The sequence below is a fragment of the Phycicoccus sonneratiae genome (assembly GCF_016887965.1).
Lineage (GTDB): Bacteria > Actinomycetota > Actinomycetes > Actinomycetales > Dermatophilaceae > Phycicoccus > Phycicoccus sonneratiae.
On the sequence record NZ_JAFDVD010000008.1, the window covers coordinates 226,851 to 252,022 of the forward strand.

General features: G+C 73.0%; 24 protein-coding genes. 7 read left to right on the forward strand and 17 right to left on the reverse strand.

Annotated elements, in window-relative coordinates; translation table 11 throughout:
* Positions 1-13 precede the first annotated feature (13 nt).
* Together JQN70_RS08310 and JQN70_RS08315 are read right to left on the reverse strand one after the other, a co-directional pair.
* A complete protein-coding gene (locus JQN70_RS08310; protein ID WP_204130853.1) occupies positions 14-574 on the reverse strand; it encodes a hypothetical protein in 561 nt (186 codons plus the stop codon).
* Positions 574-963: a hypothetical protein gene (locus JQN70_RS08315; RefSeq protein ID WP_204130854.1), complete on the reverse strand. Its 390-nt coding sequence runs from the start codon at positions 961-963 to the stop codon at positions 574-576. The genes JQN70_RS08310 and JQN70_RS08315 overlap by 1 nt, the downstream gene beginning before the upstream one ends.
* Positions 964-1,138: 175 nt before the next feature.
* Between JQN70_RS08315 and JQN70_RS08320 the strand changes: the two genes are divergently transcribed.
* Both JQN70_RS08320 and JQN70_RS08325 read left to right on the forward strand, forming a co-directional pair.
* Positions 1,139-1,666: an RNA polymerase sigma factor gene (locus JQN70_RS08320; RefSeq protein ID WP_307835869.1), complete on the forward strand. Its 528-nt coding sequence runs from the start codon at positions 1,139-1,141 to the stop codon at positions 1,664-1,666.
* Positions 1,663-2,292: a hypothetical protein gene (locus JQN70_RS08325; protein ID WP_204130856.1), complete on the forward strand. Its 630-nt coding sequence runs from the start codon at positions 1,663-1,665 to the stop codon at positions 2,290-2,292. The genes JQN70_RS08320 and JQN70_RS08325 overlap by 4 nt, the downstream gene beginning before the upstream one ends.
* Here JQN70_RS08325 and JQN70_RS08330 read toward each other — a convergent pair.
* From JQN70_RS08330 to JQN70_RS08385, 12 genes are all read right to left on the reverse strand, one after another.
* Complete coding sequence (locus JQN70_RS08330) at positions 2,243-2,974, reverse strand: nucleoside/nucleotide kinase family protein (RefSeq protein WP_204130857.1); 732 nt, start codon at positions 2,972-2,974, stop codon at positions 2,243-2,245. The two genes, JQN70_RS08325 and JQN70_RS08330, sit on opposite strands and share 50 nt — an antisense overlap.
* Before the next feature lie 4 nt (positions 2,975-2,978).
* The gene (gene ispG, locus JQN70_RS08335) at positions 2,979-4,139 is read right to left on the reverse strand and encodes a flavodoxin-dependent (E)-4-hydroxy-3-methylbut-2-enyl-diphosphate synthase (protein ID WP_204130858.1); all 1,161 of its coding nucleotides are present in this window, start codon (positions 4,137-4,139) and stop codon (positions 2,979-2,981) included.
* Between the two features lie 51 nt (positions 4,140-4,190).
* On the reverse strand, positions 4,191-5,552 hold the full coding sequence (locus JQN70_RS08340; RefSeq protein ID WP_307835870.1) for a M50 family metallopeptidase: 1,362 nt from the start codon (positions 5,550-5,552) through the stop codon (positions 4,191-4,193).
* A complete protein-coding gene (gene dxr / locus JQN70_RS08345; protein WP_204130859.1) occupies positions 5,549-6,778 on the reverse strand; it encodes a 1-deoxy-D-xylulose-5-phosphate reductoisomerase in 1,230 nt (409 codons plus the stop codon). The genes JQN70_RS08340 and dxr overlap by 4 nt, the downstream gene beginning before the upstream one ends.
* Before the next feature lie 43 nt (positions 6,779-6,821).
* The gene (locus JQN70_RS08350; RefSeq protein ID WP_204130860.1) at positions 6,822-7,868 is read right to left on the reverse strand and encodes a DnaB-like helicase C-terminal domain-containing protein; all 1,047 of its coding nucleotides are present in this window, start codon (positions 7,866-7,868) and stop codon (positions 6,822-6,824) included.
* Positions 7,869-8,182: 314 nt separating this feature from the next.
* Positions 8,183-9,643, reverse strand: coding sequence for an NAD-dependent succinate-semialdehyde dehydrogenase (locus JQN70_RS08355; RefSeq protein ID WP_204130861.1), 1,461 nt, complete (start codon positions 9,641-9,643; stop codon positions 8,183-8,185).
* Between the two features lie 26 nt (positions 9,644-9,669).
* A complete protein-coding gene (locus JQN70_RS08360; RefSeq protein ID WP_204130862.1) occupies positions 9,670-10,935 on the reverse strand; it encodes a saccharopine dehydrogenase family protein in 1,266 nt (421 codons plus the stop codon).
* A gap of 40 nt (positions 10,936-10,975) precedes the next feature.
* Complete coding sequence (locus JQN70_RS08365; protein ID WP_204130863.1) at positions 10,976-11,785, reverse strand: ABC transporter permease; 810 nt, start codon at positions 11,783-11,785, stop codon at positions 10,976-10,978.
* Positions 11,782-12,699: an ABC transporter permease gene (locus tag JQN70_RS08370; protein WP_204130864.1), complete on the reverse strand. Its 918-nt coding sequence runs from the start codon at positions 12,697-12,699 to the stop codon at positions 11,782-11,784. The genes JQN70_RS08365 and JQN70_RS08370 overlap by 4 nt, the downstream gene beginning before the upstream one ends.
* On the reverse strand, positions 12,696-13,835 hold the full coding sequence (locus JQN70_RS08375; RefSeq protein WP_204130865.1) for an ABC transporter ATP-binding protein: 1,140 nt from the start codon (positions 13,833-13,835) through the stop codon (positions 12,696-12,698). The genes JQN70_RS08370 and JQN70_RS08375 overlap by 4 nt, the downstream gene beginning before the upstream one ends.
* Positions 13,835-15,076 carry an ABC transporter substrate-binding protein gene (locus tag JQN70_RS08380; RefSeq protein ID WP_204130866.1) on the reverse strand — a complete coding sequence of 414 codons (1,242 nt, stop codon included), beginning with the start codon at positions 15,074-15,076 and terminating at the stop codon, positions 13,835-13,837. The genes JQN70_RS08375 and JQN70_RS08380 overlap by 1 nt, the downstream gene beginning before the upstream one ends.
* An 8-nt stretch (positions 15,077-15,084) precedes the next feature.
* Positions 15,085-16,533 (reverse strand): gamma-aminobutyraldehyde dehydrogenase, encoded by a 1,449-nt coding sequence (locus JQN70_RS08385; RefSeq protein ID WP_204130867.1) that lies wholly within the window; start codon positions 16,531-16,533, stop codon positions 15,085-15,087.
* Positions 16,534-16,709: 176 nt separating this feature from the next.
* On the opposite strand from JQN70_RS08385, the gene JQN70_RS08390 reads away from it, so the two are divergent.
* The 3 genes from JQN70_RS08390 to JQN70_RS08400 are packed head-to-tail and all read left to right on the forward strand — an operon-like array spanning position 16,710 to position 20,022.
* The gene (locus JQN70_RS08390; RefSeq protein WP_204130868.1) at positions 16,710-17,201 is read left to right on the forward strand and encodes an Lrp/AsnC family transcriptional regulator; all 492 of its coding nucleotides are present in this window, start codon (positions 16,710-16,712) and stop codon (positions 17,199-17,201) included.
* 59 nt (positions 17,202-17,260) lie between these two features.
* The gene (locus JQN70_RS08395) at positions 17,261-18,637 is read left to right on the forward strand and encodes an aspartate aminotransferase family protein (RefSeq protein ID WP_255546861.1); all 1,377 of its coding nucleotides are present in this window, start codon (positions 17,261-17,263) and stop codon (positions 18,635-18,637) included.
* 59 nt (positions 18,638-18,696) lie between these two features.
* Positions 18,697-20,022: an NAD(P)/FAD-dependent oxidoreductase gene (locus JQN70_RS08400; protein WP_307835872.1), complete on the forward strand. Its 1,326-nt coding sequence runs from the start codon at positions 18,697-18,699 to the stop codon at positions 20,020-20,022.
* A gap of 80 nt (positions 20,023-20,102) precedes the next feature.
* On the opposite strand, the gene JQN70_RS08405 is transcribed toward JQN70_RS08400, so the two are convergent.
* Positions 20,103-21,554 carry an MFS transporter gene (locus JQN70_RS08405; protein ID WP_239111246.1) on the reverse strand — a complete coding sequence of 484 codons (1,452 nt, stop codon included), beginning with the start codon at positions 21,552-21,554 and terminating at the stop codon, positions 20,103-20,105.
* Positions 21,555-21,664: 110 nt separating this feature from the next.
* Between JQN70_RS08405 and JQN70_RS08410 the strand changes: the two genes are divergently transcribed.
* Positions 21,665-22,237 carry a TetR/AcrR family transcriptional regulator gene (locus tag JQN70_RS08410; protein ID WP_204130870.1) on the forward strand — a complete coding sequence of 191 codons (573 nt, stop codon included), beginning with the start codon at positions 21,665-21,667 and terminating at the stop codon, positions 22,235-22,237.
* A gap of 17 nt (positions 22,238-22,254) precedes the next feature.
* Entirely contained in the window at positions 22,255-23,406 is a 1,152-nt protein-coding gene (locus JQN70_RS08415; RefSeq protein WP_204130871.1) for an LOG family protein, read from the forward strand.
* On the opposite strand, the gene JQN70_RS20865 is transcribed toward JQN70_RS08415, so the two are convergent.
* Complete coding sequence (locus tag JQN70_RS20865) at positions 23,354-23,893, reverse strand: DUF805 domain-containing protein (protein WP_204130872.1); 540 nt, start codon at positions 23,891-23,893, stop codon at positions 23,354-23,356. The genes JQN70_RS08415 and JQN70_RS20865 overlap by 53 nt on opposite strands.
* Before the next feature lie 81 nt (positions 23,894-23,974).
* Positions 23,975-25,156, reverse strand: a complete 1,182-nt coding sequence (locus tag JQN70_RS08425) for a monooxygenase (RefSeq protein ID WP_204130873.1) — start codon at positions 25,154-25,156, stop codon at positions 23,975-23,977.
* Between the last annotated feature and the right edge of the window lie 16 nt (positions 25,157-25,172).

Sequence of the window (25,172 nt, forward strand, 5' to 3'; positions counted from 1 at the left end):
TCCGTGGGTCCTCTCACCCCGTGCTCGCGAAGCCCTCCGTCCGCCCCGCGAGCGCCCGGACGGGGGTCGTGGCCGGCCGCGTCGCCGCAGCCCCGCGCCAACGCCTCGTCACCTCGCCGAGGGCCCAGCCCATCGGCACCGTCGCCACCGTGAGGACCACCAGCCCGGCCAGCTGCGTGGGCGTCGGGGCCGTCGGGACGGAGCCCGGGTCGGGAAGCGTCGCGAGCACGGGACTGGCCGCCGCGAGGACGGCTCCCACGACGCGGGCCCGGCGTCCCCCGCGCAGGACGAGCGCGAAGCCGACGACGGACGGCACGAGCAGGGCCCCCGGACCGGCGAAGAGCAGCAGCGCCGGCAGCAGCGCGAGCCGCCACCAGCCGGACCGACCTCCGACCCGGGCGGCGTGGACGACGCCGCTGAGGGCGCCGGCGACGGTCCCCGCCCCGAGGATGGTCAGCGTCCCCGCCCAGCTGAACTCCGGTGTCGTCGTGAGGAGCCGCATGAAGCCGCGCGCGACGACCGCCCAGACGAGGCCGCCACCGGCGCCGGCGGCCAGGGCACGCAGGAGGTCCATCACCACACCTCCGGCAGGTCGGCGAGCCGCGAGGGCACGCCCGAGGAGGCGCCGGGTCCCCGGACGAGGACCGAGCGCGTCCCGGGGACCGGTACGAGCGGCACGGAGGTCGTGGCCGCGGCCCGCCCGGCCCGCAGCGTGATGTCGAGCCACAGCGCGGGTGCGTCGCCTGCCGCGCGCCGGGGGAACACGCCGTCGGCGCCGGGGAGGACGCCGCGCACCCGCAGCACCGCGTGGCTGCGCGACCCGGTCGCGACCGGCCCGTGCGCCACCCGGGCGGTGTCCGCCGGCGCGGCCGTCCGCGGCGAGGCGGCGGCCGACGCCGTGACGGGCACCAGCAGCGGTGCCACCATGGCCAGGACGGTGAGCAGTCGACGGGAGCCGGTCATGGCCTTCCTTCCTGGTCGCGACCGCGAGGAGGCGGTCACGAGGAAGACGCCTGCCGTGGGCCCGCCGGGTGACCCGACCGGGCCGACGGGATCGCCGAAGATCCGGGGCCCGCTTCGTCAGGTCCGCGTGTCACCCGGTCGCCGGCCTCGTGCGTCCGTAGGCGTGATGGAGGTCGTGTCGGACACGAGGGAGGGCAGGTCCGCGGCGCGGGCGGCGGACCTGCCCGACCTCGCGGCGCTCTTCGACGCCGAGGCGATGTCCCTCACCCGGCTGGCGCGGTTCTACGTCGACGACCGGACGGCCGCCGAGGACCTCGTCCAGGAGGCGTTCATCCGGTTCGCCCGCACGCGGGGACGGCTGCGCGACCCCGAGCGGGCGCCGGCCTACCTGCGCTCGATCGTCGTCAACCTCGCCCGCGACCACAACCGTCGGGGCCTGGTCTCCCTCCGGCACCGGCCCCCCGCCGTTCCCGACGCGCCGTCGGCCGCCGAGACCGCCGAGGAGCGCGCCGAGCGGGCCCAGGTCATCGCCGCGCTGCGGACCCTGCCCCGCCGCCAGCGCGACTGCGTCACGCTGCGCTACTTCCACGACCTCGGGGTCGCCGAGATCGCCGCGACCCTCGGCGTCTCGGCCAACACCGTCAAGACCCACCTGCAGCGAGGGCTCGACGCCCTCGCGACCACCCTGGAGGAGCTGCGATGACCGACCTCGAGGACCGGCTGAGCCACGCGCTGCGCGACGCGCCGACGACGCCCTCCGCGGACCTCTTCGAGCGCGTCGTCGACGGCATCGACGCCGACCGGCGCCGCCGGCGGACGCTCGCGGGCGTCGCGCTCGGAACCGTCGTCCTCACCGCGGCGGTCACCACCGCCGTCCTCGCCCTCACCCCCCGACACCCGGACGGAGACCTCGCCATGCCCTGGTGGATCCTCGAAGTGGCCACGACCCTCGCCCTGCTCGCCCTCGCGGTGTGGCTCGGCCCGTTCATCAAGCGCTTCGGGAGGGCCTACGCGGCCGACGTCTTCCACGACAACCCGATGACCGGCAAGAGCTACATCGTGCTCACCGACATCGTGTACTACCTGATCTTCGCCGCGTACATCCTCTTCTCGGTGCAGGTGGCACCCCCGCCCGACTGGGGCAGCCAGGTGACGCGGACGGTGACCGCGCCCCAGGTGACCTACGAGCTCGAGCGCATCGGCGGGATCCTCCTCGTCATCGGGATCCTGCACGGCGTCAACATCGTGCTCATGCCCGTCCTCGGCCGGCTGTTCTCGCTCAACCGGTCGCTGTCGGGGTCCCCCCGCCGCGAGCTCCACGACGGGTGAGCACCGGAGCGGCGAGGTCGGCGTTGTCGAGCACCCACGTGGCCCGGGTCGCCGGGTCGGCCTCGGCGAGGTAGAGGCGCTGCCCGCCGACGTACCGCGCGTTGACGGAGGACCCGGGGTCCGAGCGCTCGGCGTCGAGCGGACCGAACCGGGCGTTCCCCCGCGGGACGGAGACCTCGAACGGGACGTCGACGAACACCGAGGCGTCCCAGAGGTCGGCCGGCCCCGGCCGGTGGAGGAAGATCCCGTCGAGGAGCAGCAGGCCCTCCGGACCCGCCGGGCCGGCCTCGACGTCGACGGCCGCGTCGGTCCCGACGTCGTGGACGGCGGGTCGGAAGGGGCGCCCGGCGCGGAACGGGTCGACCAGGTGCTCGCGCAGCGCCGTGAGGTCGTAGGAGTCGCGGTAGAACGACTCGGCCGTCCGGCCGCGGGCGTACCGCTGGTCGCGAGGCCGGTGGAACCCGTCGACGCCGGCCCGGTGCACCTCGCGCCGGGTGGCCAGCAGGAGGGCCAGCTCGCGGGCCAGCACGGTCTTGCCGGCCCCGTCCACCCCGTCGACGGCCACGACCGCCCGCTCTCCCGGCCGCACGGCGAGCAGGAGGTCGGCCAGCCGGCCGAGCACCTCCGCGCGCCGACCGGTCGGCGACGGCGGGTCGAACGCGTCGAGGCGGCCGGTGGTCACCGCCTCAGGAGACGGTGACCGTGGGAGCACCCGCCGACTCGTCGTCGACCGGCTCGCCCATCTCCTCGGCGATGCGCATGGCCTCCTCGATGAGCGTCTCGACGATCTGGCTCTCGGGGACGGTCTTGATGACCTCGCCCTTGACGAAGATCTGGCCCTTGCCGTTACCGGACGCGACCCCGAGGTCGGCCTCGCGGGCCTCGCCCGGGCCGTTGACGACGCAGCCCATGACGGCGACGCGCAACGGGACGGTCATCCCCTCGAGCCCGGCGGTCACCTCGTCGGCGAGCGTGTAGACGTCGACCTGGGCGCGGCCGCACGAGGGGCACGAGACGATCTCGAGCTTGCGCGGGCGCAGGTTGAGCGACTGGAGGATCTGGATACCGACCTTGACCTCCTCGACCGGCGGGGCCGAGAGGGAGACGCGGATGGTGTCGCCGATGCCCTGCGAGAGCAGCGCCCCGAAGGCGGTCGCCGACTTGATCGTGCCCTGGAACGCCGGCCCGGCCTCGGTGACCCCGAGGTGCAGCGGCCAGTCGCCGCGCTCGGCGAGCAGCTGGTAGGCGCGCACCATGACGACGGGGTCGTTGTGCTTCACCGAGATCTTGAAGTCGTGGAAGTCGTGCTCCTCGAAGAGGCTCGCCTCCCAGACGGCCGACTCGACGAGCGCCTCGGCGGTCGGCTTGCCGTACTTCTCGAGCAGCCGCTTGTCGAGCGAGCCGGCGTTGACCCCGATGCGGATCGAGACGCCGGCCTCCTTGGCGCGGCGGGCGATCTCACCGACCTGGTCGTCGAACTGCCGGATGTTCCCCGGGTTGACGCGCACGGCCGCGCACCCGGCGTCGATCGCCGCGTAGACGTACTTCGGCTGGAAGTGGATGTCGGCGATGACCGGGATCTGGCTCTTCTGCGCGATGGCCGGCAGCGCCTCGGCGTCGTCCTGGCTCGGGCACGCGACGCGGACGATGTCGCAGCCGGCGGCGGTGAGCTCGGCGATCTGCTGGAGCGTGGCGTTGATGTCGGTCGTCGGCGTCGTCGTCATCGACTGCACCGACACCGGCGCGTCGCCGCCGACCTCGACCTTGCCGACCCGGATCTTGCGGCTCTGCCGGCGCGGGGCGATGACGGGGGGCGGGGCGGCGGGCATCCCGAGGGAGACGGACATGCCCCCCAGCCTACGGCGCGCGGCTGGGTGTTCCCTGCACGGGGACCGGGGTCAGCCGCCGAGGTCCACCGGGTTGACGAGGTCGGCGTAGATGAGCAGCGCGGACATCCCGATGAGCACGACGGCCACCGAGTACGCGAGCGGCAGGGCCTTCGCCACGTCGACGAACCCGGGGTCGGGACGGCCCCGCAGGCGGGCCCACTGGCGCTTGGTCCCCTCCCACAGCGCGCCGGCGACATGACCGCCGTCGAGCGGCAGCAGCGGGACGAGGTTGAAGACGAAGAGCATGATGTTCAGCCCCGCGAGCAGCGCGAGGAGGGTCCACAGCTTGTCGCCGAGGCCCTTGCCGAAGATCGCGTCGTACTTGCCCGACCCGACGTCGCCGGCGACCCGTCCGACGCCGACGACCGACATCGGGCTGTCGACCTCGCGCTCGGCCCCGCCGAAGGCCGCGTCCCACACCCCGCTCATCCGCTGGGGGATGTGCGCGAGCGCCGAGGCGGTCTGGGTCGTGTAGCCCCAGACGATGCCCGGCACGGCGGTGAGCGGCTGGCGCTCGTAGGCCATCGGCTGGCGGCTCGTGACCCCGAGGAACCCGGCCTCGGTCGTCTCGGGGGTGCCGTCGGCGCGCACGACGGGGTTGCCCGCGTCGTCGAGGACCTGGACCGTGTTGCGGATGGGCGTCACCGAGAGCGTGAGGCGCTGCCCGTCGCGCTCGACGACGACGGGCACCGCGGTGCCGGCCTCGGGCCGGATGAGGGCGCCGACGTCGCGGATGTCGTCGACCGGCGTCCCCGCGATCGAGACGAAGCGGTCACCGGGCAGGATGCCGGCGGCGAGCGCCGGGGTCGGCGCGCGGCCGGCGCACGAGGTGGTCGCGGCGGCGTCCGTGGCGGGGACGACGCACTGGGCGACGGAGGCGACCTCGGCCCCCTTCTGCGGCGCCTGGAGCCCGTGCACGGTGACGAGGATGGTCAGGAGGACGACCCCGATGAGCAGGTTCATCAGCGGCCCGCCGAGCATGACGAGGACCTTCTTCGGCACCGAGAGCCGGTAGAAGACGCGGTCCTCGTCGCCGGGGCGGACCTCCTCGAGGCTGGCCGCCCGGGCCTCGTCCATCAGCTGGCTGAACCGGCCGGTGCTCGAGGCGCGCAGCTTCCCGTCGTCGCCGGGCCGCGGCGGGAACATCCCGATCATCCGGATGTAGCCGCCGAGCGGGATGGCCTTGACGCCGTACTCGGTCTCGCCGCGACGGCGTGACCAGACGGTCGGGCCGAAGCCGACCATGTACTGGGTGACGCGCACCCCGAACCGCTTGGCCGGGACGAGGTGCCCGACCTCGTGCAGCGCGATCGAGAGCGCCACGCCGAGCGCCATGAAGAGCACGCCGAGCACGAACGCGACGGTCGTCACCGGCGGCCTCCTTGGGTCTGGTCGGTCGGTGCGCCCCCGAGCAGCTCGCGGGCGCGCTCCCGTGCCCACCGGTCGGCGGCGAGCACCGACTCAACGCTCGAGGCGTCGAGTTCGCTCCCATTGTGCGCCTGCTCGTCGTGGTGCGCCTCCACGACGCGTTCCACGGTGTCGACGATGTCGAGGAAGCCGATGGCCCCGTCGTGGAAGGCGTCGACGCACACCTCGTTCGCCGCGTTGTAGACCGCCGGGAAGGTGCCGCCGGCCTCCCCCACCCGCCGGGCGAGCCGCACGGCGGGGAACGCGTCGTCGTCGAGGGGGTGGAACTCCCAGGACTGGGCGAGTGACCAGTCGCACGGGACGTCGACGTCCTCGAGCCGTTCTGGCCAGGACAGGCCGAGGGCGATCGGCACGAGCATCCGCGGCGGGCCGAGCTGGGCGATGGTCGAGCCGTCGTGGAACTCGACCATCGAGTGGATCTGCTGCTGCGGGTGGACGACGACGTCGATCCGGTCGAACGGCACGTCGAAGAGCAGGTGCGCCTCGATGACCTCGAGGCCCTTGTTGACGAGCGTCGCGGAGTTCGTCGTGATGACCCGGCCCATCGAGAAGTTCGGGTGGGCGAGGGCCTGCTCGGGCGTGACGTCGGTGAGCTCGGCCCGGCTGCGGCCGCGGAACGGCCCACCGCTGGCGGTGACGACGAGCCGGCGGACCTCCTCGGCCCGGCCGCCACGCAGCGACTGGGCGATGGCGCTGTGCTCGGAGTCGACGGGCACGATCTGCCCCGGCGCGGCGGCGTCCTTGACGAGCGGGCCGCCGACGATGAGCGACTCCTTGTTGGCCAGCGCGAGCACGGACCCGGCACCGAGCGCGGCAAGGGTGGGGCGCAAGCCGATCGAGCCGGTGATGCCGTTGAGCACGACGTCGGCCCCGCACCCGGCGGCCGTCGTCGCGGCCTCGTCGCCGACGACCACCTCGGGCCGGTACGACGGGTCGCCGGACGCGGCGGCGACGGCCTCGCGCAGCTCGTCGGCGCTCCCCCGCGCGGCGGCGACGAGGGGGGCGCGGGTGGCCGCCGCCTGCTCGGCGAGCAGAGCGGTGTTGCCCCCGGCCGAGAGCGCGACGACGCGGAAGCGGTCGGGGTGGGCGGCGACGACCTCGAGGGCCTGGGTGCCGATCGAGCCGGTGGAGCCGAGGACGGCGACGGTGCGGACGCTCACGCCGGCCATCCTGCCGCACCCGGCCGGCGGCCCCGACGCGGCCCGGACCCGCTCAGGAGGTGAACACCCGCTCCTCGATGAGGCGTTCGGCGACCACCCGGGCCTTCGGCACGTAGCGGCCGTGCTCGAAGTCCTTCTGCACCTCGAGCTCGACCTGGCCGCCGCCGAAGCGGTTCTTCTCGACCGAGATGACGACCCAGCGCCGGAAGACCTTGGCGGCGTTGAGGTCGTAGGTGAGGTGCTCGCGGGCGACGATGTTCTCCTTGGTCTGGAGGATGAGCACGATGTCGGCCTCGTAGGCGAGGGCGCTCGAGCCGCGCAGGTCGCGGGTGCGCATCCGATGCCCGGCCCCGAGGCTCTCGCGGTCGGCCGCGGAGATGGCGACGACGGGGCACTCGAGCTCCATCGCGAGCTCCTTGAGCGTCTCGGTGACGAAGGTGACGCGCGTCGTCTCGTCCGAGGTCCCCTCGATGCCGTCGACCGGGATCTTCTGGAGGTAGTCGACGAGGACGATCGGCGGCTCGCCCGTCTCGTCGGCGACGGCCGCGACGGTGCTCGCGATCTGCCCGATCGTCGTCATCCGGTTGCCCTCGACGATGTGCAGCCGGTCGGAGTAGGCCTCGATGGTCATCAGCGCGTCGACGCCGTACGGCAGGGCGCGCATCGCGGAGCCGAGGCCGCGGCGGTCGGGGTCCTCGGCCTCGAGCACGGCCCGGAACTGGCGGACGTCCGCGGCGGGGTTCATCGGGTCGTCGAGCCGGTCGGCGGCCGTCGCGGCCTCGAGACCGAGGAGGCGCTGGATGAGCGAAGCGGCCGTCAGCTCGAAGGAGAAGACGACGGCGTGCCGGCCCGCGACGACCGCGTTGCGCATCAGCTGCATCGCGAAGGTCGTCTTGCCGGCGCCCTCGGTGCCGGCGAGGAGGACGAGCTCGCCGGAGCGCAGACCGCCCCCGAAGGTCGTGTCGAGCAGGTCGAAGCCGGTCGGCCAGACCCGCGCACCGGGACGCGCGCCCATGCGCAGCGCCTCGTCGGTGTCGTCGAGGAAGGAACGCACGGACCGGTGACGGTCCGGGCGCTCGGAGTGGCGGGCCCGGCTCATGGGGTCAGTGCACCACTCGCGCCCCACCCGCCGCACGCCGCCGGGCCAGATCCTGTCCCTTCGGCCGACCCGTCCCCGTGTCAGAGGGACGGCGGATGCCGCCCTGACACCGCCGCTGCAGCCGCCGCGCAGCTGCGCTGTCATCGTGCACCGTCCCCATCCTCACGGGGAGGACGCGGACGCCGGCCGATGACGTGGATACATCCGCGTCATCGGCCGGTTTCCCCGGCATCACCGTGACGACTCGGACATTCGCGCTGGTCGGCCTGCGCGGTCGACGGCTGCCCGGCGGGCCCGGCAGCAGGGACGTCCGGTCAGAGCGCGATGCCGACGTACTTGACCTCGAGGTACTCCTCGATGCCCTCGAAGCCCCCCTCGCGCCCGTACCCGGACTGCTTGACGCCGCCGAAGGGGGCCGCGGGGTTCGAGACGATGCCGGTGTTCACGCCGACCATCCCGAACTCGAGGGCCTCGGAGACCCTCAGCACCCGGGCGTTGTCGCGCGTGAAGACGTAGCCGACGAGCCCGTACTCGGTGGAGTTGGCGCGCGTGACGGCCTCCTCCTCGGTGGCGAAGGTGCACACCGGAGCCACCGGGCCGAAGATCTCCTCGGTGAGGCAGCGGGCCCCCTCCGGCACGTCGGTGAGGACGGTCGGCGCGTAGAAGTTGCCGCGCCCGGCCACCGGAGCGCCACCGGTGAGGACCGTGGCCCCGCGGCCCACCGCGTCCTCGACGAGCTCGTGGACGCCCTGGCGGGCCTTCGGGGTGATGAGCGGCCCGACGTCGACACCCTTCTTGGTGCCCTTGCCGACGGTCAGCGCCCCCATCCGGGCGGCGAGCTTGCCCGAGAACTCCTCGGCGACGGACTCGTGGACGAAGAACCGGTTGGCCGCCGTGCACGCCTCGCCGATGTTGCGCATCTTCGCGAGCATCGCGCCCTCGACGGCGGCGTCGACGTCGGCGTCCTCGAAGACGATGAACGGCGCGTTTCCGCCGAGCTCCATCGACAGCCGCAGGAGCTGCTCGGCGGACTGCTCGACGAGCTTCTTGCCCACCGCGGTCGAGCCGGTGAAGGTCAGCTTGCGCAGCCGCGGGTCGCGGATGACCGGCTCGCAGACGGCGCCCGAGTGGGTCGTCGTCACGACGTTGAGGACGCCGTCGGGCAGGCCGCACTCCTGGAGCACCTGGGCGAGCAGGAGCATCGTCAGCGGGGTCTCGTGCGCCGGCTTGACGACCATCGTGCAGCCGGCGGCGATGGCCGGGCCGATCTTGCGGGTGCCCATGGCCAGCGGGAAGTTCCAGGGCGTGATCATCAGCGTGGGGCCGACCGGCTGGGCCATCGTCACGAGCCGCGATGCCCCGTTCGGGGCCACCGAGTAGCGTCCGTGCACGCGCACCGCCTCCTCGGAGAACCACCGGAAGAACTCGGCGCCGTAGGTGACCTCGCCCCTGGCCTCGGCGAGCGTCTTGCCCATCTCGAGGGTCATGAGCATCGCGAACTCGTCGGCGCGGGCCGTGACCGTCTCGAAGGCCCGCCGGAGGATCTCGGCGCGGTCGCGCGGTGCCGTGGCCGCCCACGAGGCGCGGGCGGCGTCGGCGGCCGCGAGGGCGGCCAGTCCGTCCTCGGGCGTGCCGTCGGCGCACGTGGTGAGCGTGGCGCCGGTGGCCGGGTCGTGGACGTCGAAGCGCTCACCGCCGCTCGCCTCCCGCCACGAGCCGCCGACGAGGATCCCCGACGGGAGGGAGTCGATGAGTGCCTTCTGGGTGATGGCCATGGGCCGATCCTTTCGCACGAACGGGGTCAGCGGTCCTCGAGGCCCCAGGGCGAGCCGTAGCCGGCGGGCTTAGGGGCGGCGAGCAGGTCGAGGAAGGGGACGGCGTCGAAGGCCTCGGGCCCGAGCACCCCGACCCCCGACCACGCCCCGGTCGCGAGCAGCTCGAGGGCGACGACCGGGTTGACCGCCGTCTGCCAGACGACGCACTGGGCCTCGTACTCGCGCATCGTGTCGGCGTTGTCGGACACGTGGTAGAGGTACGTGCGCCGCGGCTGCCCGTCCTTGCCGGTCCCGGTGACCCACAGGCCGGCACACGTCTTCCCCTCCATCCGCGGACCGATGGTCTGCGGGTCGGGCAGCACGGCGGCGACGACGTCGCGCGGGCTGACCTCGACGCCCTTGACGGTGACCGGCTCCGTCGAGTCGAGGCCGAGGGTGTGCAGCGTCCGGAGGATGGTGATCATCTCCTCGCCGAGCCCGTACTTGAAGGTGACCTTCCGCGCGTCGACCCAGCGCGGCATGAGGAGCACCTCCTCGTGCTCGACGTGCACGCACTCGACCGGGCCGATGCCCTCCGGGAAGTCGAACACCTCGGGCTCGCTGAACGCCGGGAGGGTGTACCAGCCGCCGTCGGGCTCGTCGGCCCGCGCCTTCTCCCAGACGACCGGCGGGTTGAGGCACTCCTCGATGATCGTCCACATCGAGAACCCGGGAGCGAACACCTCGTTGCCGTCGTCGTCGCGGATGACCAGGTTGGCGCCGTCGCGCGTGCCGAGCTCGTCGATCTCGGAGAACAGGTGGTCGGCGGCGTACCGGGCGAAGACGTCGGACAGGCCCGGCTCGACGCCGATGCCGACGAGCGCGAGCCGACCGTCGGCCTCCCACTCCCCCGCCTGCGCGAACTGCTCGTCGCCGAGCTTGACCCCGACCTTGGCGTACGGCTCGTCGGGGTGGCGGCGGGACAGGCTCATCGCCATGTCGAGGTAGTCGGCCCCGGCCGCCCGCGCGCCCTCGAAGATGGGGACGACGAACCGCGGGTCGACGGCGTTGAACACGTGCGTGGCCGACACCTCGCGGGCCAGCGCCGTGACGGCGTCGGCGTCCGAGGCGTCGACCTGCGCCGCCGAGAACCGTTCGCCCCCACCGCCGCGGGCCGACACCGCGGCGACGGTGCGCTCGGCCCGGGAGACGTCGTGGTCGGCGACGACCCACGCCTCGAAGAAGTCTCGCTCGGCGGCGATGCGGGCCGCGGCGTCGCCGACGCCCCCCGCACCGATCATGAGGACGCGCACGGTGACCTTTCCTGTGTCGTGCCGGGGGTGCCCCCGGCGGCTACTTGCTGCTGCGGCGGGCGTTGCCCACGAGCTGGCCGACGATGACCAGCGTGAGGGCGATGACGAACATCGAGAAGCCGATGACGTTGGCCTGGGCGGGGATCCCGCGCAGGTAGGAGACGTAGACGAACTTCGGGAAGGTCGTCTCGTTGCCGGAGACGAAGTTCGTGATGATGAAGTCGTCGAACGAGAGCGAGAACGCGAGCAGCGCCGCCCCGACGATGCCCGGGAGGACGAGCGGGAAGGTGACCCGCCAGAACGTCGCGGACGGACCCGCGTAGAGGTCCTGGGCGGCCTCCTCGATGCGCGGGTCGAGGCTCTGGAGACGGGCCTTGACCGTGACGACGACGAAGCTGACGCAGAACATGATGTGCGCGATGGTGATCGTCCAGAAGCCGAGGCCGAGGCCGACCCGCGAGAAGCCCTGGACGAAGATCGTCAGCAGGCTGGCGCCGAGGACGATCTCGGGGGTCGCCATCGGCACGAAGACGAGCACGTTGCTCGCCGACCGGCCGACGAAGCGGTGCCGCACGAGGGCGAAGGCCAGCAGCGTGCCGAGGACGGTCGCCACGAGGGTGGCGATGACCCCGATCTCGAGGGAGGTGACGAGGGCGTCGCAGACCCCCGGTGCACCGCAGGGGTCCTGCCAGTGCTTGAGCGTGGGGCTGCCCTGCGGGTTCCAGACGATGTTCGACTTCCGGTAGTTGTTGAACGAGAAGACGAACGTGTAGGCGACCGGGAGGAACAGGTAGAGGAGCACGAGCACCGCGACGATGATCGCGAAGCGGTTCTGCAGACGGCGGATCACAGCAGCTCCTCCGTCCCGAAGCGGCGCACGTAGACGAAGACCATGGCGAGGATCAGCGCCATGAGGGTGAACGACAGGGCCGCCGCCACGGGGAAGCCGCCGAGCACCCGGAAGAACTGGCTCTCGATGACGTTGCCGACCATCTTCGTGTTGTCGGCGCCGAGGAGGTCGGCGTTGACGTAGTCGCCGGCCGCCGGGATGAAGGTCAGCAGCGTCCCGGCGATGACACCGGGCATCGACATCGGCAGGGTGACCGTGCGGAAGGTCGTGAACCCGTTGGCGTACAGGTCACCGCCGGCCTCGATGACCCGGTGGTCGGCCCGTTCGAGGGAGGCGTAGATCGGGAGCACCATGAACGGCAGGAAGTTGTACGTGAGGCCGGCGACGACCGCCGCCCACGTCTCGGTGATGTGGCCGCCCGGCAGCAGGTGCAGCGCGTTGAGCGTGCTCGCCACCGGCCCCTCGTCGGCGAGGATCTGCCGCCAGGCCACGGTGCGGAGGATGAACGAGGTGAAGAACGGCGCGATGACCGCGATGAGCATGACGTTGCGCCAGCGGCCCGCCTTGAACGCCATCGCGTAGGCCAGCGGGTAGGCGAGGCAGAAGGCGAAGAAGGTCGCCAGGCCGGCGAAGAGCAGCGAGCGCCCGAACTGCGGGGCGAAGTCGGTGAGCGCCCGCAGGTAGTTCGAGAAGTTGACGTCGCGGTAGTAGTAGCCCGGGTACCCCGGGAACTGCGACTGCAGGCTGACCGTGAACAGCTGGAGCAGCGGGATGACGAAGAAGACGAAGAGCCAGAGCGCGCCGGGGAGCAGGAGGAGGTAGGGCAGCCAGCTGCGTCCCGCGCGCTCCTGGGCGGGCGCGGGGTCGGTGGGTCCACCTCCCCCGGCCTGCCCGACGTGGGCGAGGGCGCTCACGCCGTGGCCTCCTCGGCCGCCCTGGCCTCCGCCTCGTCGGCGGCGACCGTGAAGGCGTGGGCCGGGTCCCACGAGATCCACACGTCGTCACCGGGGCGCAGGTCGATCGGGTCGACGTCGAGGTTCTGCTCGTAGCAGCTCCAGACCGTGCCGCTCGGCAGCCGCACGAGGTACTCGGTGGCGACGCCGGTGAAGGAGACGTCGAGGACGGTGCCCTTGACGTCGTCGCCGCCGCCCTCGGGGGCCGAGCGCAGCACGCGGACCTTCTCGGGCCGGACGCCGAACATCACGGTGCCGTCCTTCGCATTGGCCCGGGCGAGCGGCACCTTGACCTTCGTGCCCTGCACCTCGGCGACGAGGTTGTCGCCGTCGCGGTCGACGACCTGTCCCACACCGAGGTTGGAGCGGCCGACGAAGTTCGCGACGAACGACGTGAGCGGCAGGTCGTACATGTCGGCGGGCCGGCCCATCTGCTCGATCCGCCCGTGGTTCATGACGGCGACCGTGTCGGCCATCGTCATGGCCTCCTCCTGGTCGTGCGTCACGTGGATGAACGTGAGCCCGACCTCGGTCTGGATCCGCTTGAGCTCGACCTGCAGCTGGCGCCGCAGCTTGAGGTCGAGGGCGCCGAGGGGTTCGTCGAGGAGGAGCACCTCGGGACGGTTGACGAGGGCGCGCGCCAGGGCCACGCGCTGCTGCTGCCCGCCCGAGAGCTGGGCCGGCTTGCGCGACGCGAGGTGGTCGACCTGGACCAGCTGGAGGGTCTCGTCGGCGAGGGTCATCGCGTTCCTGTCGCCCCGCCGCTTGGGACCGAACGCGACGTTGTCGCGGATCGTCAGGTGCGGGAAGAGCGCGTAGCTCTGGAACACGGTGTTGACGGGACGCTCGTACGGACGGCTGCCCGTGAGGTCGGTCTCGCCGATGAAGATGTTTCCCGCGGAGGGCTGTTCGAGCCCCGCCACCATCCGCAGCGTCGTCGTCTTGCCACAGCCGGACGGGCCGAGCAGTGCGAAGAACGAGCCGCGCGGGACGACGAGGTCGAGGTCGTCGACGGCCGTGAAGTCGCCGAAGGACTTGGTGACCGACTCGAGGCGCAGGTCGCCCTTCGCCTCGCGGAAACCGCTGCTGCGTGCCATCAGTTGCCCTGCACCTTCTGCCAGATGGCGCTGTAGGCCTGGTCGTCCTCGGGAGAGAGCGCCGGGAAGCCCTGGATGTTGTTGTCCTTGATGTAGTCGGCGCTCGGGAAGATGAACGGGCTCTGCGCCAGCTCGGGGTCGCTCTTCGCGAGCTCCTCCTGGGCCCCCTGGACCGGGCAGACGTAGTTGACCCACGCCGCGACCTCCGCGGCGACCGCCGGGTCGTAGTAGTAGTTCATCAGCGCCATCGCGTTCTTCCGGTGCGTCGACGTGATGGGAACCATCATGTTGTCGCTCCACAGCGTGCCGCCGGACTCGGGGATCACGAACTGCCAGTTGTCGTTCCCGGTCTCGGCCCGCAGCACGAAGAGGTCGCCGCTCCAGACGATGCCGGCGAGCGCGTTGCCCGACTTGAGGTCCTCGAGGTAGCTGTTGCCCTTGATCCGGCGGATGTAGCCCTCGGACATCTTCTGCTCGATGACGGCCACGGCCTTCTCGAACTCGGTGCGCCCCCACCCGCCGGTGATGTCGACGCCCTGGCTCTGCATGACGATGGCGACCGTGTCGCGGAACTCGGAGAGGACGACGATGCGGCCCTTGAGCTCGGGGGTCCACAGGTCGTCGAGGCTCTTGAGCTCCTTGCCGACCTTCGACTTGTCGTAGCCGATGCCCGCGAAGCCGGACTGCCAGGTGAGCGAGTTGGTGCGGCCCGGGTCGAAGCTGACGTCCTTGAGGCTGTCGAGGAGGTTGGAGGCGTTGGGCATCCGGATGATCTCGAGCGGCTGGCAGAGCTGCTCGCGGACCACCCGGTTGGCCATCCAGTCGGTGAAGACGAAGATGTCGGCCCCGACGTCCTGCTTGGCCCGCAGCTGCGGGGCGATCTTGTTGAAGTACGAGTCGTTGTCCTCGATGTCCTCCGAGTACGTGGCGCGGATGCCGGAGTCCTTGATGAACGCCTCGAGGGTGGGGTACTTCTTCGTGTCCTCGTCGTAGTCGAGGTAGGCCGTCCAGTTCGACCACCGCACGACCTTGTCGGTGCCGGAGACGTCGGTGGGCAGCTCGAGCGCCGCGGCGCCGCCGGCGGGCGGGGTCGGGGGCGCGCAGGCGCTCAGGGCTGCGGCGACTCCGCCGAGGGCGGTGCCCCCGAGGAGCGAGCGGCGGGAGAGCTGGGAGCCGCGGGCCGCGCGCACGAGGCCGCGGACGGCGGGGTCGGCGGGGGGACGCCGTCGAAAGGGTGCCATCTGGGTCCTCAGCTCTCGATGTTCGCCATGACGTGCTTGATGCGCGTGTAGTCCTCGAACCCGTACATCGACAGGTCCTTGCCGTAGCCGGACTTCTTGTAGCCGCCGTGCGGCATCTCGGCGACGAGCGGGATGTGGGTGTTGATCCACACGCACCCGAAGTCGAGGGCCTTGCTCATCCGCATCGCGCGGCCGAAGTCCTTGGTCCACACCGAGGAGGCGAGGCCGTAGTCGACCCCGTTGGCCCACGCGACCGCCTCGGCCTCGTCGGTGAAGCGCTGGACGGTGATGACCGGCCCGAAGATCTCGTTCTGCACCGCCTCGTCGTCCTGGCGCAGGCCGGAGAGCACGGTCGGCTCGAGGAAGAACCCGTCGCCGAGGGCGGCGACCCGGTTGCCGCCGGCCGAGACCGTGGCGTGCGAGGGCAGTCGCTCGATGAACCCCGAGACCCGCTCGAGCTGGTTCGCGTTGTTGACCGGCCCGAAGAGCGCGTCCTCGTCGTCGGGCAGACCGACCGGGGCCGAGCCCTTGGCGTACTCGGCGAGCGCGGCGACGAAGTCGTCGTGGATGCCCGGGGCCGCCAGCACGCGGGTCGCGGCCGTGCAGTCCTGACCCGCGTTGAAGTAGCCGGCGATGGCGATGCCCTCGACCGCGGCCTCGAGGTCGGCGTCGTCGAACACGACGACCGGGGCCTTGCCGCCGAGCTCGAGGTGCACGCGCTTGACCTGGGGCGCCGCGCTGGCGGCGACCTCGGCCCCGGCCCGGACCGACCCGGTGATGGCGACGAGCGAGGGGGTGGGGTGCTCGACGACGAGCCGGCCGGTGTCGCGGTCGCCGGTGACGACGTTGAGCGTGCCGGCGGGGAGGAACTCCGAGGCGATCTCGGCGAGCAGGAGGGTGGACTCGGGGGTGGTGTCGCTCGGCTTGAGGACGACGGCGTTGCCGGCCGCGAGGGCCGGGGCGATCTTCCACACCGCCATGAGCAGCGGGTAGTTCCACGGAGTGACCTGACCGACCACGCCGATCGGCTCGCGGCGGACCCACGAGGTGTGGCCCTTCATGTACTCGGCGGACGCCCGGCCCTCGAGGACCCGGGCCGCACCGGCGAAGAACCGCAGCTGGTCGACCATCGGCGGGATCTCCTCGCTCGCGGTGAGCGCCTTGATCTTGCCGGTGTTCTGCGACTCGAGGGCGATGATCTCCTCGGCCCGGGACTCGAGGGCGTCGGCGATCTTGAGGAGCGCCTGCTGGCGCTCGCTCGGCGTCGTGGCGCCCCACTCGCCGGCGAAGGCCCGGGACGCGGCCGCGTAGGCGGCGTCGACGTCCTCGGCCGTGCTCACCGGGGCCTGGGCGACCACCCGCCCGGTCGACGGGTCGACGACGTCGGTCGTCGCGTCGGTGCTGGCGTCGACGTGCGCTCCGTCGACGAAGTTGCGCAGGACACGGGGGGTGCTCATCTGGGTGCTCCCGGGAGTCGGTGGCGTGGCGGCGGGGTCGTGCGGGCACAGTAGTACGCGGAACCGCGAAATCACTAGGGTCCGTCTGGATTCGCAGGGGAAAGTCACCGACAGATGTCCTCGATGTTGCGGAATCCGCGCCCGGTTACTTGCGTCGGCCCCCGCCACCGGCCACGATGGGCCCCGTGACTTCACGCCAGCACCGGGACCGGTCGCCCGAGATCCGTCTCGACGACGTGGCCAAGCGGATCATCGAGCTGCTCCAGGAGGACGGCCGCCAGTCCTACGCCGCCATCGCCAAGGCCGTCGGGCTCTCCGAGGCCGCGGTGCGCCAGCGGGTGCAGCGGCTGCTCGACGCCGAGGTCATGCAGATCGTCGCCGTCACCGACCCGCTCCAGGTCGGCTTCCGCCGTCAGGCGATGATCGGCGTGCGCGCGTCCGGCAACCTCATCGACCTCGGCGAGGCGCTCTCGGCGATGCCCGAGGTCGACTACGTCGTCACCACCGCGGGCTCCTTCGACGTGCTCGTCGAGGTGGTCTGCGAGGACGACGACCACCTCCTCGAGCTGCTGACCCAGCGCATCCGGCCGCTGCCGGGCGTCACGAGCACCGAGACCTTCGTCTACCTCAAGCTCAACAAGCAGCACTACAACTGGGGCACGCGGTGAGCATCCACCCGAACGACGTCTGGGAGCCGAGCTCGGACCGGCACACGGCCACCGGGAAGCTGTACTCCGACGCCGCCCGCGACCACCTGTGGATGCACTTCACCCGCCACTCGGTGTTCGAGGAGCGCGGCGACGGCGGCCTCGGCCACAGCGTCCCGATCATCACCCGCGGCGAGGGCTGGCGGATCTGGGACGACCGGGGCAACGAGTACATCGACGGCCTCGCGGGCCTGTTCGTCAACAACGTCGGGCACGGCCGCACCGAGATCGCCGAGGCGATGGCCAAGCAGGCCTCCGAGCTGGCCTTCTTCCCGCTGTGGTCCTACGCCCACCCCCGGGCCATCGAGCTCGCCGAGCGGCTGGCGCACCACGCCCCCGGCGACCTCAACCGGGTCTTCTTCACGACCGGCGGCGGCGAGGCCGTCGAGACGGCGTGGAAGCTGGCCAAGCAGTACTTCAAGCTCGTCGGCAAGCCGACGAAGCACAAGGTCATCTCGCGTTCGGTCGCCTACCACGGCACGCCGCAGGGCGCGCTGTCCATCACCGGCATCCCCGACGCGAAGCTGCCGTTCGAGCCGCTCGTCCCCGGCGGCCACAAGGTGCCGAACACCAACCTCTACCGTGCGCCCGAGCACCTGCGCGAGGACGAGAAGGCCTTCGGGCGCTGGGCCGCCGACCGCATCGCCGAGGCCATCGAGTTCGAGGGCCCCGACTCCGTCGCGGCGGTCTTCCTCGAGCCGGTGCAGAACTCCGGCGGCTGCTTCCCGCCCCCGCCCGGCTACTTCGACCGGGTCCGCGAGATCTGCGACGAGTACGACGTCCTCCTCGTCTCCGACGAGACGATCTGCGCGTTCGGCCGGATCGGCTCGATGTTCGCCTGCCAGGACTTCGGCTACCAGCCGGACATCATCACGACGGCCAAGGGCATCACCTCCGGCTACGCGCCGCTCGGGCTGATGATCGCCAGCGACCGGCTGTTCGAGCCGTTCCGCAGCGGGACGACGTACTTCCCGCACGGGTACACGTGGGGCGGGCACCCGGTGTCGTGCGCGGCGGCGATGGCCAACCTCGACATCTTCGACCGCGAGGGCCTCAACGACCACGTCAAGCAGAACGCCCCGGTCTTCCGGTCGACCCTCGAGCGCCTGCTCGACCTGCCGCTCGTCGGCGACGTCCGCGGCGCCGGGTTCTTCTACGGCATCGAGCTCGTCAAGGACAAGGCGACCCGCGAGACCTTCGACGACGACGAGGCCGAGCGCCTGCTGCGCGGGTTCCTCTCCAAGGCCCTCTTCGACGCGGGCCTGTACTGCCGCGCCGACGACCGCGGCGACCCCGTCGTCCAGCTCGCTCCCCCGCTGACGATGGGGCCCGCCGAGTTCGACGAGATCGAGCGCCGGCTGCGCGGCGTGCTCACCGAGGCGGAGAACCACCTCTGAGCGCCGGGCCCGCCACCGGTACGCCGCCGCTCTGGTGGGACACCCGGGCGGCGGACGCGGTGCTGCCCCCCGACTCCGGGGCCGACCTGCCGCTGCGGGCCGACGTCGTCGTCGTCGGCGGCGGCTTCACCGGCCTGTGGACGGCCTACTACCTGCTCTGCGCGGAGCCGTCGCTCGACGTGCTCGTCCTCGAGGCGCGCCACGTCGGGTTCGGCGCCAGCGGGCGCAACGGCGGCTGGGTGTCGGCCCTGTGGCCGGTCGCGCCGGACGCGATCGCCGCGCGGCACGGGCGGGCGGCCGCCCTCGCCCACCTCGCCGCCCTCCGGGACACCGTCGACGAGGTCGGGCGGGTCGACGCCGCGGAGGACCTCGGCTCGGGGTTCACCAAGGGCGGGACGCTCGTCGTCGCCCGCACCCCGGCCCAGGAGGAGCGGGCGCGGGCCGAGGCCGAGCACGGAGCGTCCTGGGGCGACGGCACGGTCTGGCTGGGCCCGGAGGAGGCCCGCGAGCGCCTGGCCACCGGACCGGTCCGCGGGGCGACGGCCAACCCGCACTGCGCGCGCGTGCAGCCGCGCGACCTCGTCGACGGCCTGGCCGCCGCCGTCCGGCGCCGCGGTGGCCGGGTCGTCGAGGACACCCCGGTCGGTCGGGCGGGGGACGGTGTCGTCGTCCTCGCGGACGGACGGCGCCTCAGCGCCGGGGCGGTCGTCCTGGCCACCGAGGGATGGACCCCGCGGCTGCCGGGCCACGAGCGCGCGGTCGTGCCCGTCTACTCGCTCATGGTGGCCACCGACGTGCTGCCCGAGGAGCAGTGGGAGCGCATCGGCCTCGCGCGGCGCGAGGTCTTCGCCGACCACGGGCACCTCGTCATCTACGGCCAGCGCACCGTCGACGACCGGATCGCGTTCGGGGGCAGGGGTGCTCCGTACCACTTGGGCTCGACCATCCGCCCGGAGTTCGACCACGAGGAGCGGGTCTTCGCGTCCCTGCGTCGGACCCTCACCGCGCTCGTGCCGGCCCTCGAGGGGGTCTCCTTCACGCACGCCTGGGGTGGTCCGCTCGGCATCGCCCGCGACTGGCACCCCACCGTCACGTGGGACCCCACGACCCGCACCGGCCGGGCGGGCGGCTACGTCGGCGACGGCGTGGCGGCGACCAACCTCGCGGGGCGGACGCTGGCCGACCTCGTGCTCGGCCGGTCCTCCGACCTCGTCGGGCTGCCGTGGGTCGGGCACCGGTCACCGTCGTGGGAGCCCGAGCCGCTGCGCTGGCTCGGGGTGAACGCCGGTCTGCGGCTGGCCCACGCCGCGGACGCCGAGGAGGCCCGCACCGGCCGGCCGAGCCGCCTCGCCGGTCTCCTCGGCCGACTCACCGGCGGCCACTGACCGCGCCGGGCGGCCACCCTCCGCGACGACGGAGGGACCCCGGCCCTCGGGCCGAGGTCCCTCGTGGCGGTGATCCGGGGTCAGGCGACGGCCGGGGTGGCACCGGTCGCGGCCAGCTCCGGCACGTCGTCGGCCTCGGGCCCGGTCGCGGCGTCCCGGGCCCGCCGCGGCCGCGCGAGGCCGAGCGCGACGAGGAGCGCCAGCGAGGCGAAGGCCGCCGAGGTGAGGAAGGCCTCCCGTGCGCCCGGCGTGAACGCGTCCGGGACGGCCCCGGCCGCGTAGACCGACACGATGGCGGCCACGCCGACGGCACTGCCCAGCTGCTGGAACGTCTGGAGCATCCCGGACGCGGCACCCGCGTCCTGCGGCTCGACGCCCGCGAGGGCCGTCATCGTCACCGGCATGAAGACCAGCCCGGCCGACAGGCCGTTGACGAGCAGCGCGCCGAACGCCGTGGTCCAGTAGGTGCTCTGCTCTGACACCCCGCTCATCCAGACGAAGCTGACGAGCAGCCCGAGCACGCCGACCACCATGAGCGGCGCGGCACCGAAGCGGCCGACGAGGCGCGGCGTCAGCCGCGACATCCCGAAGATGCCGAGGCTGAGCGGGAGGAAGGCCAGCCCCGAGGCCATCGGGCCGAAGCCGAGGGTGCGCTGCAGGAACTGCACGACGAGGAAGAACATCGACAGCTGGCCCCCGACGACCAGCGCCATGACGGCGAGGCTGCCGAGGCGACGCCGACTGCGCAGGAGGTGCAGGCGCAGCATCGGCTCGGCGACCCGGGTCTCGACGACGGCGAGCGCGCCGAGCAGGACCAACCCGAGGGCGGCGGTGCCGAGCGTGCGGTCGGAGGACCAGCCGTAGGTGGGCGTCTCGATGAGCGCGTAGACGAGGGCGACGGCACCGCTCGTGGCGAGCACCGCCCCGAGGACGTCGAACCGGCCGCGGACCCGCGGGGTCTCCTCGACGAAGCGCGGCGCGAGCAGCAGGACCGCGAGGCCGATGGGGACGTTGATCCACAGGGTCCAGCGCCACGAGCCGAGGTCGGTGAGCAGGCCGCCGAGCAGCAGCCCGATGGACGCACCGCCCGAGGACACGGCGCCGAAGAGGGCGTAGCCGCGACGGCGAGCCTCCTCGTCCGGGGCGCTGGTGGTGAGCAGCGCGAGCACGCCGGGGGCGGCGAGCGCCGCGCCGACGCCCTGGGCGGCGCGGGCCGCGACGAGCGCGCCGGCCGTGGGTGCGAGGCCGCCGACGAAGGAGGCGATTGTGAAGAGGGCCAGGCCCACCTGGAAGGTGCGCAGCCGGCCGAGGACGTCGCCGAGCCGGCCGCCGAGGAGCAGCAGGCCGCCGAAGGCGAGGGTGTAGCCGTTGAGGACCCACGAGAGGGTCGCCGGGCCGAAGCCCAGGTCCGTGGCGATGCGCGGCAGCGCCACGTTCACCACGGTCGCGTCGAGCACGAGCATGAGCTGCGCGACGAGGACGATGAGGACCCCGGTCCGCGCCCGTCGCGCGGAGGTCTGGGAGTCAGGCAAAGGAGTGCCCCTGTTCTGGCCCGGGTGGGCCGTCGTACACTAGACGGAGAAGTTCTCCGCTTGGCTTCACCAGCATACGGAGACTGTCTCCGCTTTGGCAAGGAGGAACCGTGCGCGCCGATGCGCAGAGGAACCGCGACCGGATCGTGGAGGTCGCCCGCGAGGTGTTCCGGGAGCAGGGCTACGACGCCTCGCTCGACGAGATCGCCCGCCGGGCCGAGGTGGGACCGGGCACGCTCTACCGGCACTTCCCGCGCCGCGAGAACCTCGTCGATGCGGTGATGCAGGCCTGGGTCGACCGTGTCGACGCCGCCGCCGACGTGGCGCTGTCCCGCACCGGGCCCCCCCGCGAGCGGCTCCTCGCCTGGTTCGAGGACTACGTCGGGCTCATCACGCTGCACCGGGGCGGCGCCGTCAAGCTGACCTCCGCGCTCGGCGACGAGACCTCCCCCATCCGCACCAAGTGCCGCGTCCTCACCTCGGCGATGGGGCGGGTGCTGGACAGCGAGCGACCCGCCCTCCGCGAGGGTGTCGACGACGTCCAGGTCTGCCGGCTCGTCGGCGGCGTCGCCACGGTCGCCGACTCCGGCGGCCTCGCGGCGGACCAGGTCCGCCCGATGCTCGGGGTGGTCGTCGACGGCGTCCTGGCCCTCGAGCGGGCGGGGGCCGTCCCCACCCCCTGACGGACTAGGTTCGCGGCATGCGCGAGATCGAGACCCTGGCCGCCCTCGACGCGGCGCTCGCGGCCGGTGGCTCGCTACGCGGCCTGCGCCTCCAGGACCTCGACCTCACCGGCCGGGTCGACCGGCTGCTGGAGCGCGACGACGTCGAGGGCCTCGTCGTCCTCGGTGGCCGGCTGCCCGACGGGCTCGGCGAGCACCTGCGCCGGCACGGCGCGCTCGTCTTCCCCACCGACCCGCACGCCCCGGTCGACCCCTACCGCGCGAGCCTCTACTCCCCCGACGAGCTGTACGCCGGGCTGCGCGAGGCCGGGTACGAGGCCACCCCGGACGCCCGCGCGTACCGCTGGTCCCGGGACGCCGGTGTGGGTCACGACGTCTTCGTCACCCTGCTCCGCGCGGTCCACGACGACTCCATCGGCGACGCCCTGACCGACCTCCTCGACGGGCACCCCGTCGTCGGCGTCATGGGCGGGCACGCCCTCGCGCGCACCGACCCCGCCTTCGCCCGGGCCGCGGCGCTCGGCCACGCGCTGGCCCGCAACGGCCTGGTCGTCGCGACCGGCGGCGGGCCGGGGGCGATGGAGGCCGCCAACCTCGGGGCCCTCGCCCCGACGAGCGAGGCGCTCGCCGACGCCGTCGAGGCCCTGCACGCGGTGCCGTCCTTCCACCCCGACGTGCGCGCCTGGGCCGCCCTCGCCCTCGAGGTCCGCGAGCGCCTCGGCTCCCTCGGGCCCCCGACCGGCGGTCGCCCGCACAGCATCGGCATCCCCACGTGGTTCTACGGCCACGAGCCGCCCAACGTCTTCTGCGACGGCATCGCGAAGTTCTTCTCCAACGCCATCCGCGAGGACGGGCTGCTCGCGCGGTGCACCGCCGGGGTCGTCGTCCTCGAGGGCGCCGCGGGCACGGTGCAGGAGGTCTTCCAGGCCGCGACCCGGCTGTACTACGCGACCGAGCCCGGCGACGGCACCCCGCTCCCCCGGCTGGTCCTCGTCGGCCGGAGGCACTGGACCGAGACGGTCCCGGTCTGGCCGGCCCTCGCCGCGCTCGGGGCGGGCCGCGAGATGGCCGGGCGCATCCACCTCGTCGACGACGTCACCGAGGCCGCCGGCGTCCTCACGACCGGGGCGCCACAGGAGCCGGCTCGTCGCGGCCCGGCAGCACCATGAGGGTCGCCGTGACGACGAACCCGAAGGGCACGAGCAGGAAGAGCTGCCACCACGGGCTCTGACCCGCGTCGCGCAGGCGGCGGGTGCCCGCGGCGAGGAGCGGGACGAGGCAGAGGACCCCGACGAACGCCCCGAGCCGGTCGTCGAGGGCCGCCGGCGCGCCGACGACGACGACCGCGGCGAGGACGAGGAACCAGTACTCGGAGCGGCTGGCCCGCCCCTCGAACGAGGACCAGCCCCGCGCACCGAGGCGCAGGGCCTCGGCGAACGTCACCTCGGGTGCGGGTGCACCGGCCGCCTCGCCGGGGGCCGCGTCGGCCAGGACCTCGGGCTCGACGCCCAGCGCCGCGGCGAGGGCCGCCGTCGTGGCCCGGCCGGCCGGGCGCCCGCCCTCCACCCGCTGGACGGTGCGCACGCTGACGCCGCTGGCGTCGGCCAGCTCCTCCTGGCTCCAGCCGCGGCGGACCCGCTCCTCACGAAGGCTCACGCCGCCAGTCTGGCCGAGGCAGGGCCGCCACCACCACGACACGGGGCCGCCACCTGCCCGACGGACGAGGGCGCCGGCCCGTCAGGGACGCGTCAGCAGGACGATGCCGAGGCACATCTCGTCGGTCGTGCCCTCGCCCCAGACGACGTAGCGCTCGCGCTGCCCGGCGAAGGCCGGCAGCCGGTCGCGCAGCGACTGGTCGTGGCGGCAGGTGACGGTGATGGTGTCACCCGCGGCGACCCGCACCGGCTTCTCCAGGGGGATGCTCCCCTGGTCGTCGAAGTCGTAGTTCGCCACGTCGAGCACCCGCTGGGCCGTCGTCGAGCCCTTGTCGACGTCGACGGTGATGGCCCGGCCGAGCAGGTGCATGTGGCCGGCGACGGCACGGATGGTGCCGGGCTCGCGGACCGTGCGCGAACAGCTCTGCACCGGACCCGGGACCACGGGGCCGCACAGCCAGTGCAGCATGTCGGCGGTGGCCGGTCGCTCGTCGAAGCGTCGCGACACGTCGGCGACCGACACCGCCCGGCTGCAGGTGCCGGCCGTGCGGTTGTCGCGGCAGGGCAGCTCGACCGGGGCGGGCAGCAGCATCGTGTCGAGCGCCTTCTTCGGGCTGCCCTCGGCCTCGGACAGGCGCAGCCGCACGGTGCTGCGGTCGGTGCCCGAGCCGGCGAGCAGGTTGTAGTGCATCTGGACGACGAGGCGGCTGCCGGCCTCGAGCGGGATGCCGATGTCCTTCGCCATCACCCGCTCGCCCCCTCCGGGCGCCCAGGCCCCCACCCAGTCGGCGTCGTCGAGGTCGACCCCGACGCCCTGGATCCCGCTGCCGCCGAAGCAGGTCCAGCCGTCGCCGGGCTCGGCGGCGTCGAGGCGCTCCGCCTCGCCGACGTCCTTCGGGGCGACGCGGGAGACGATGACGTGGTGCACGAGCGCCGCGTTGTCCGGGCGGATGTCGACGCCGCTGACCAGCTGGTCGGTGGTGAGCCCGGGGTCGACGAGGAAGCAGCGGTAGTCGTCGGTGCCCTTCGGCGTGGGGGCCTTCGGGGTGTAGGCGGACGGGAGCCGGACCTCGACGAAGCGCTCCCCGGCGCGGAGCGGGACGTCGGCCTTCGTCGGTGTCGCCGACGGCGTGGCGGCGGCCGCGTCGTGCGCCGCGTCGTGCGAGCTCTTGTCCTGCAGGCTCGCCGGGAGGTCGGCCGAGGACGCGCAGCCGCCGAGGGCCGTGGCGAGGACCACGGCGCATCCCAGCAGGCGACGTCGCATGTGCGGAGCGTAGCCC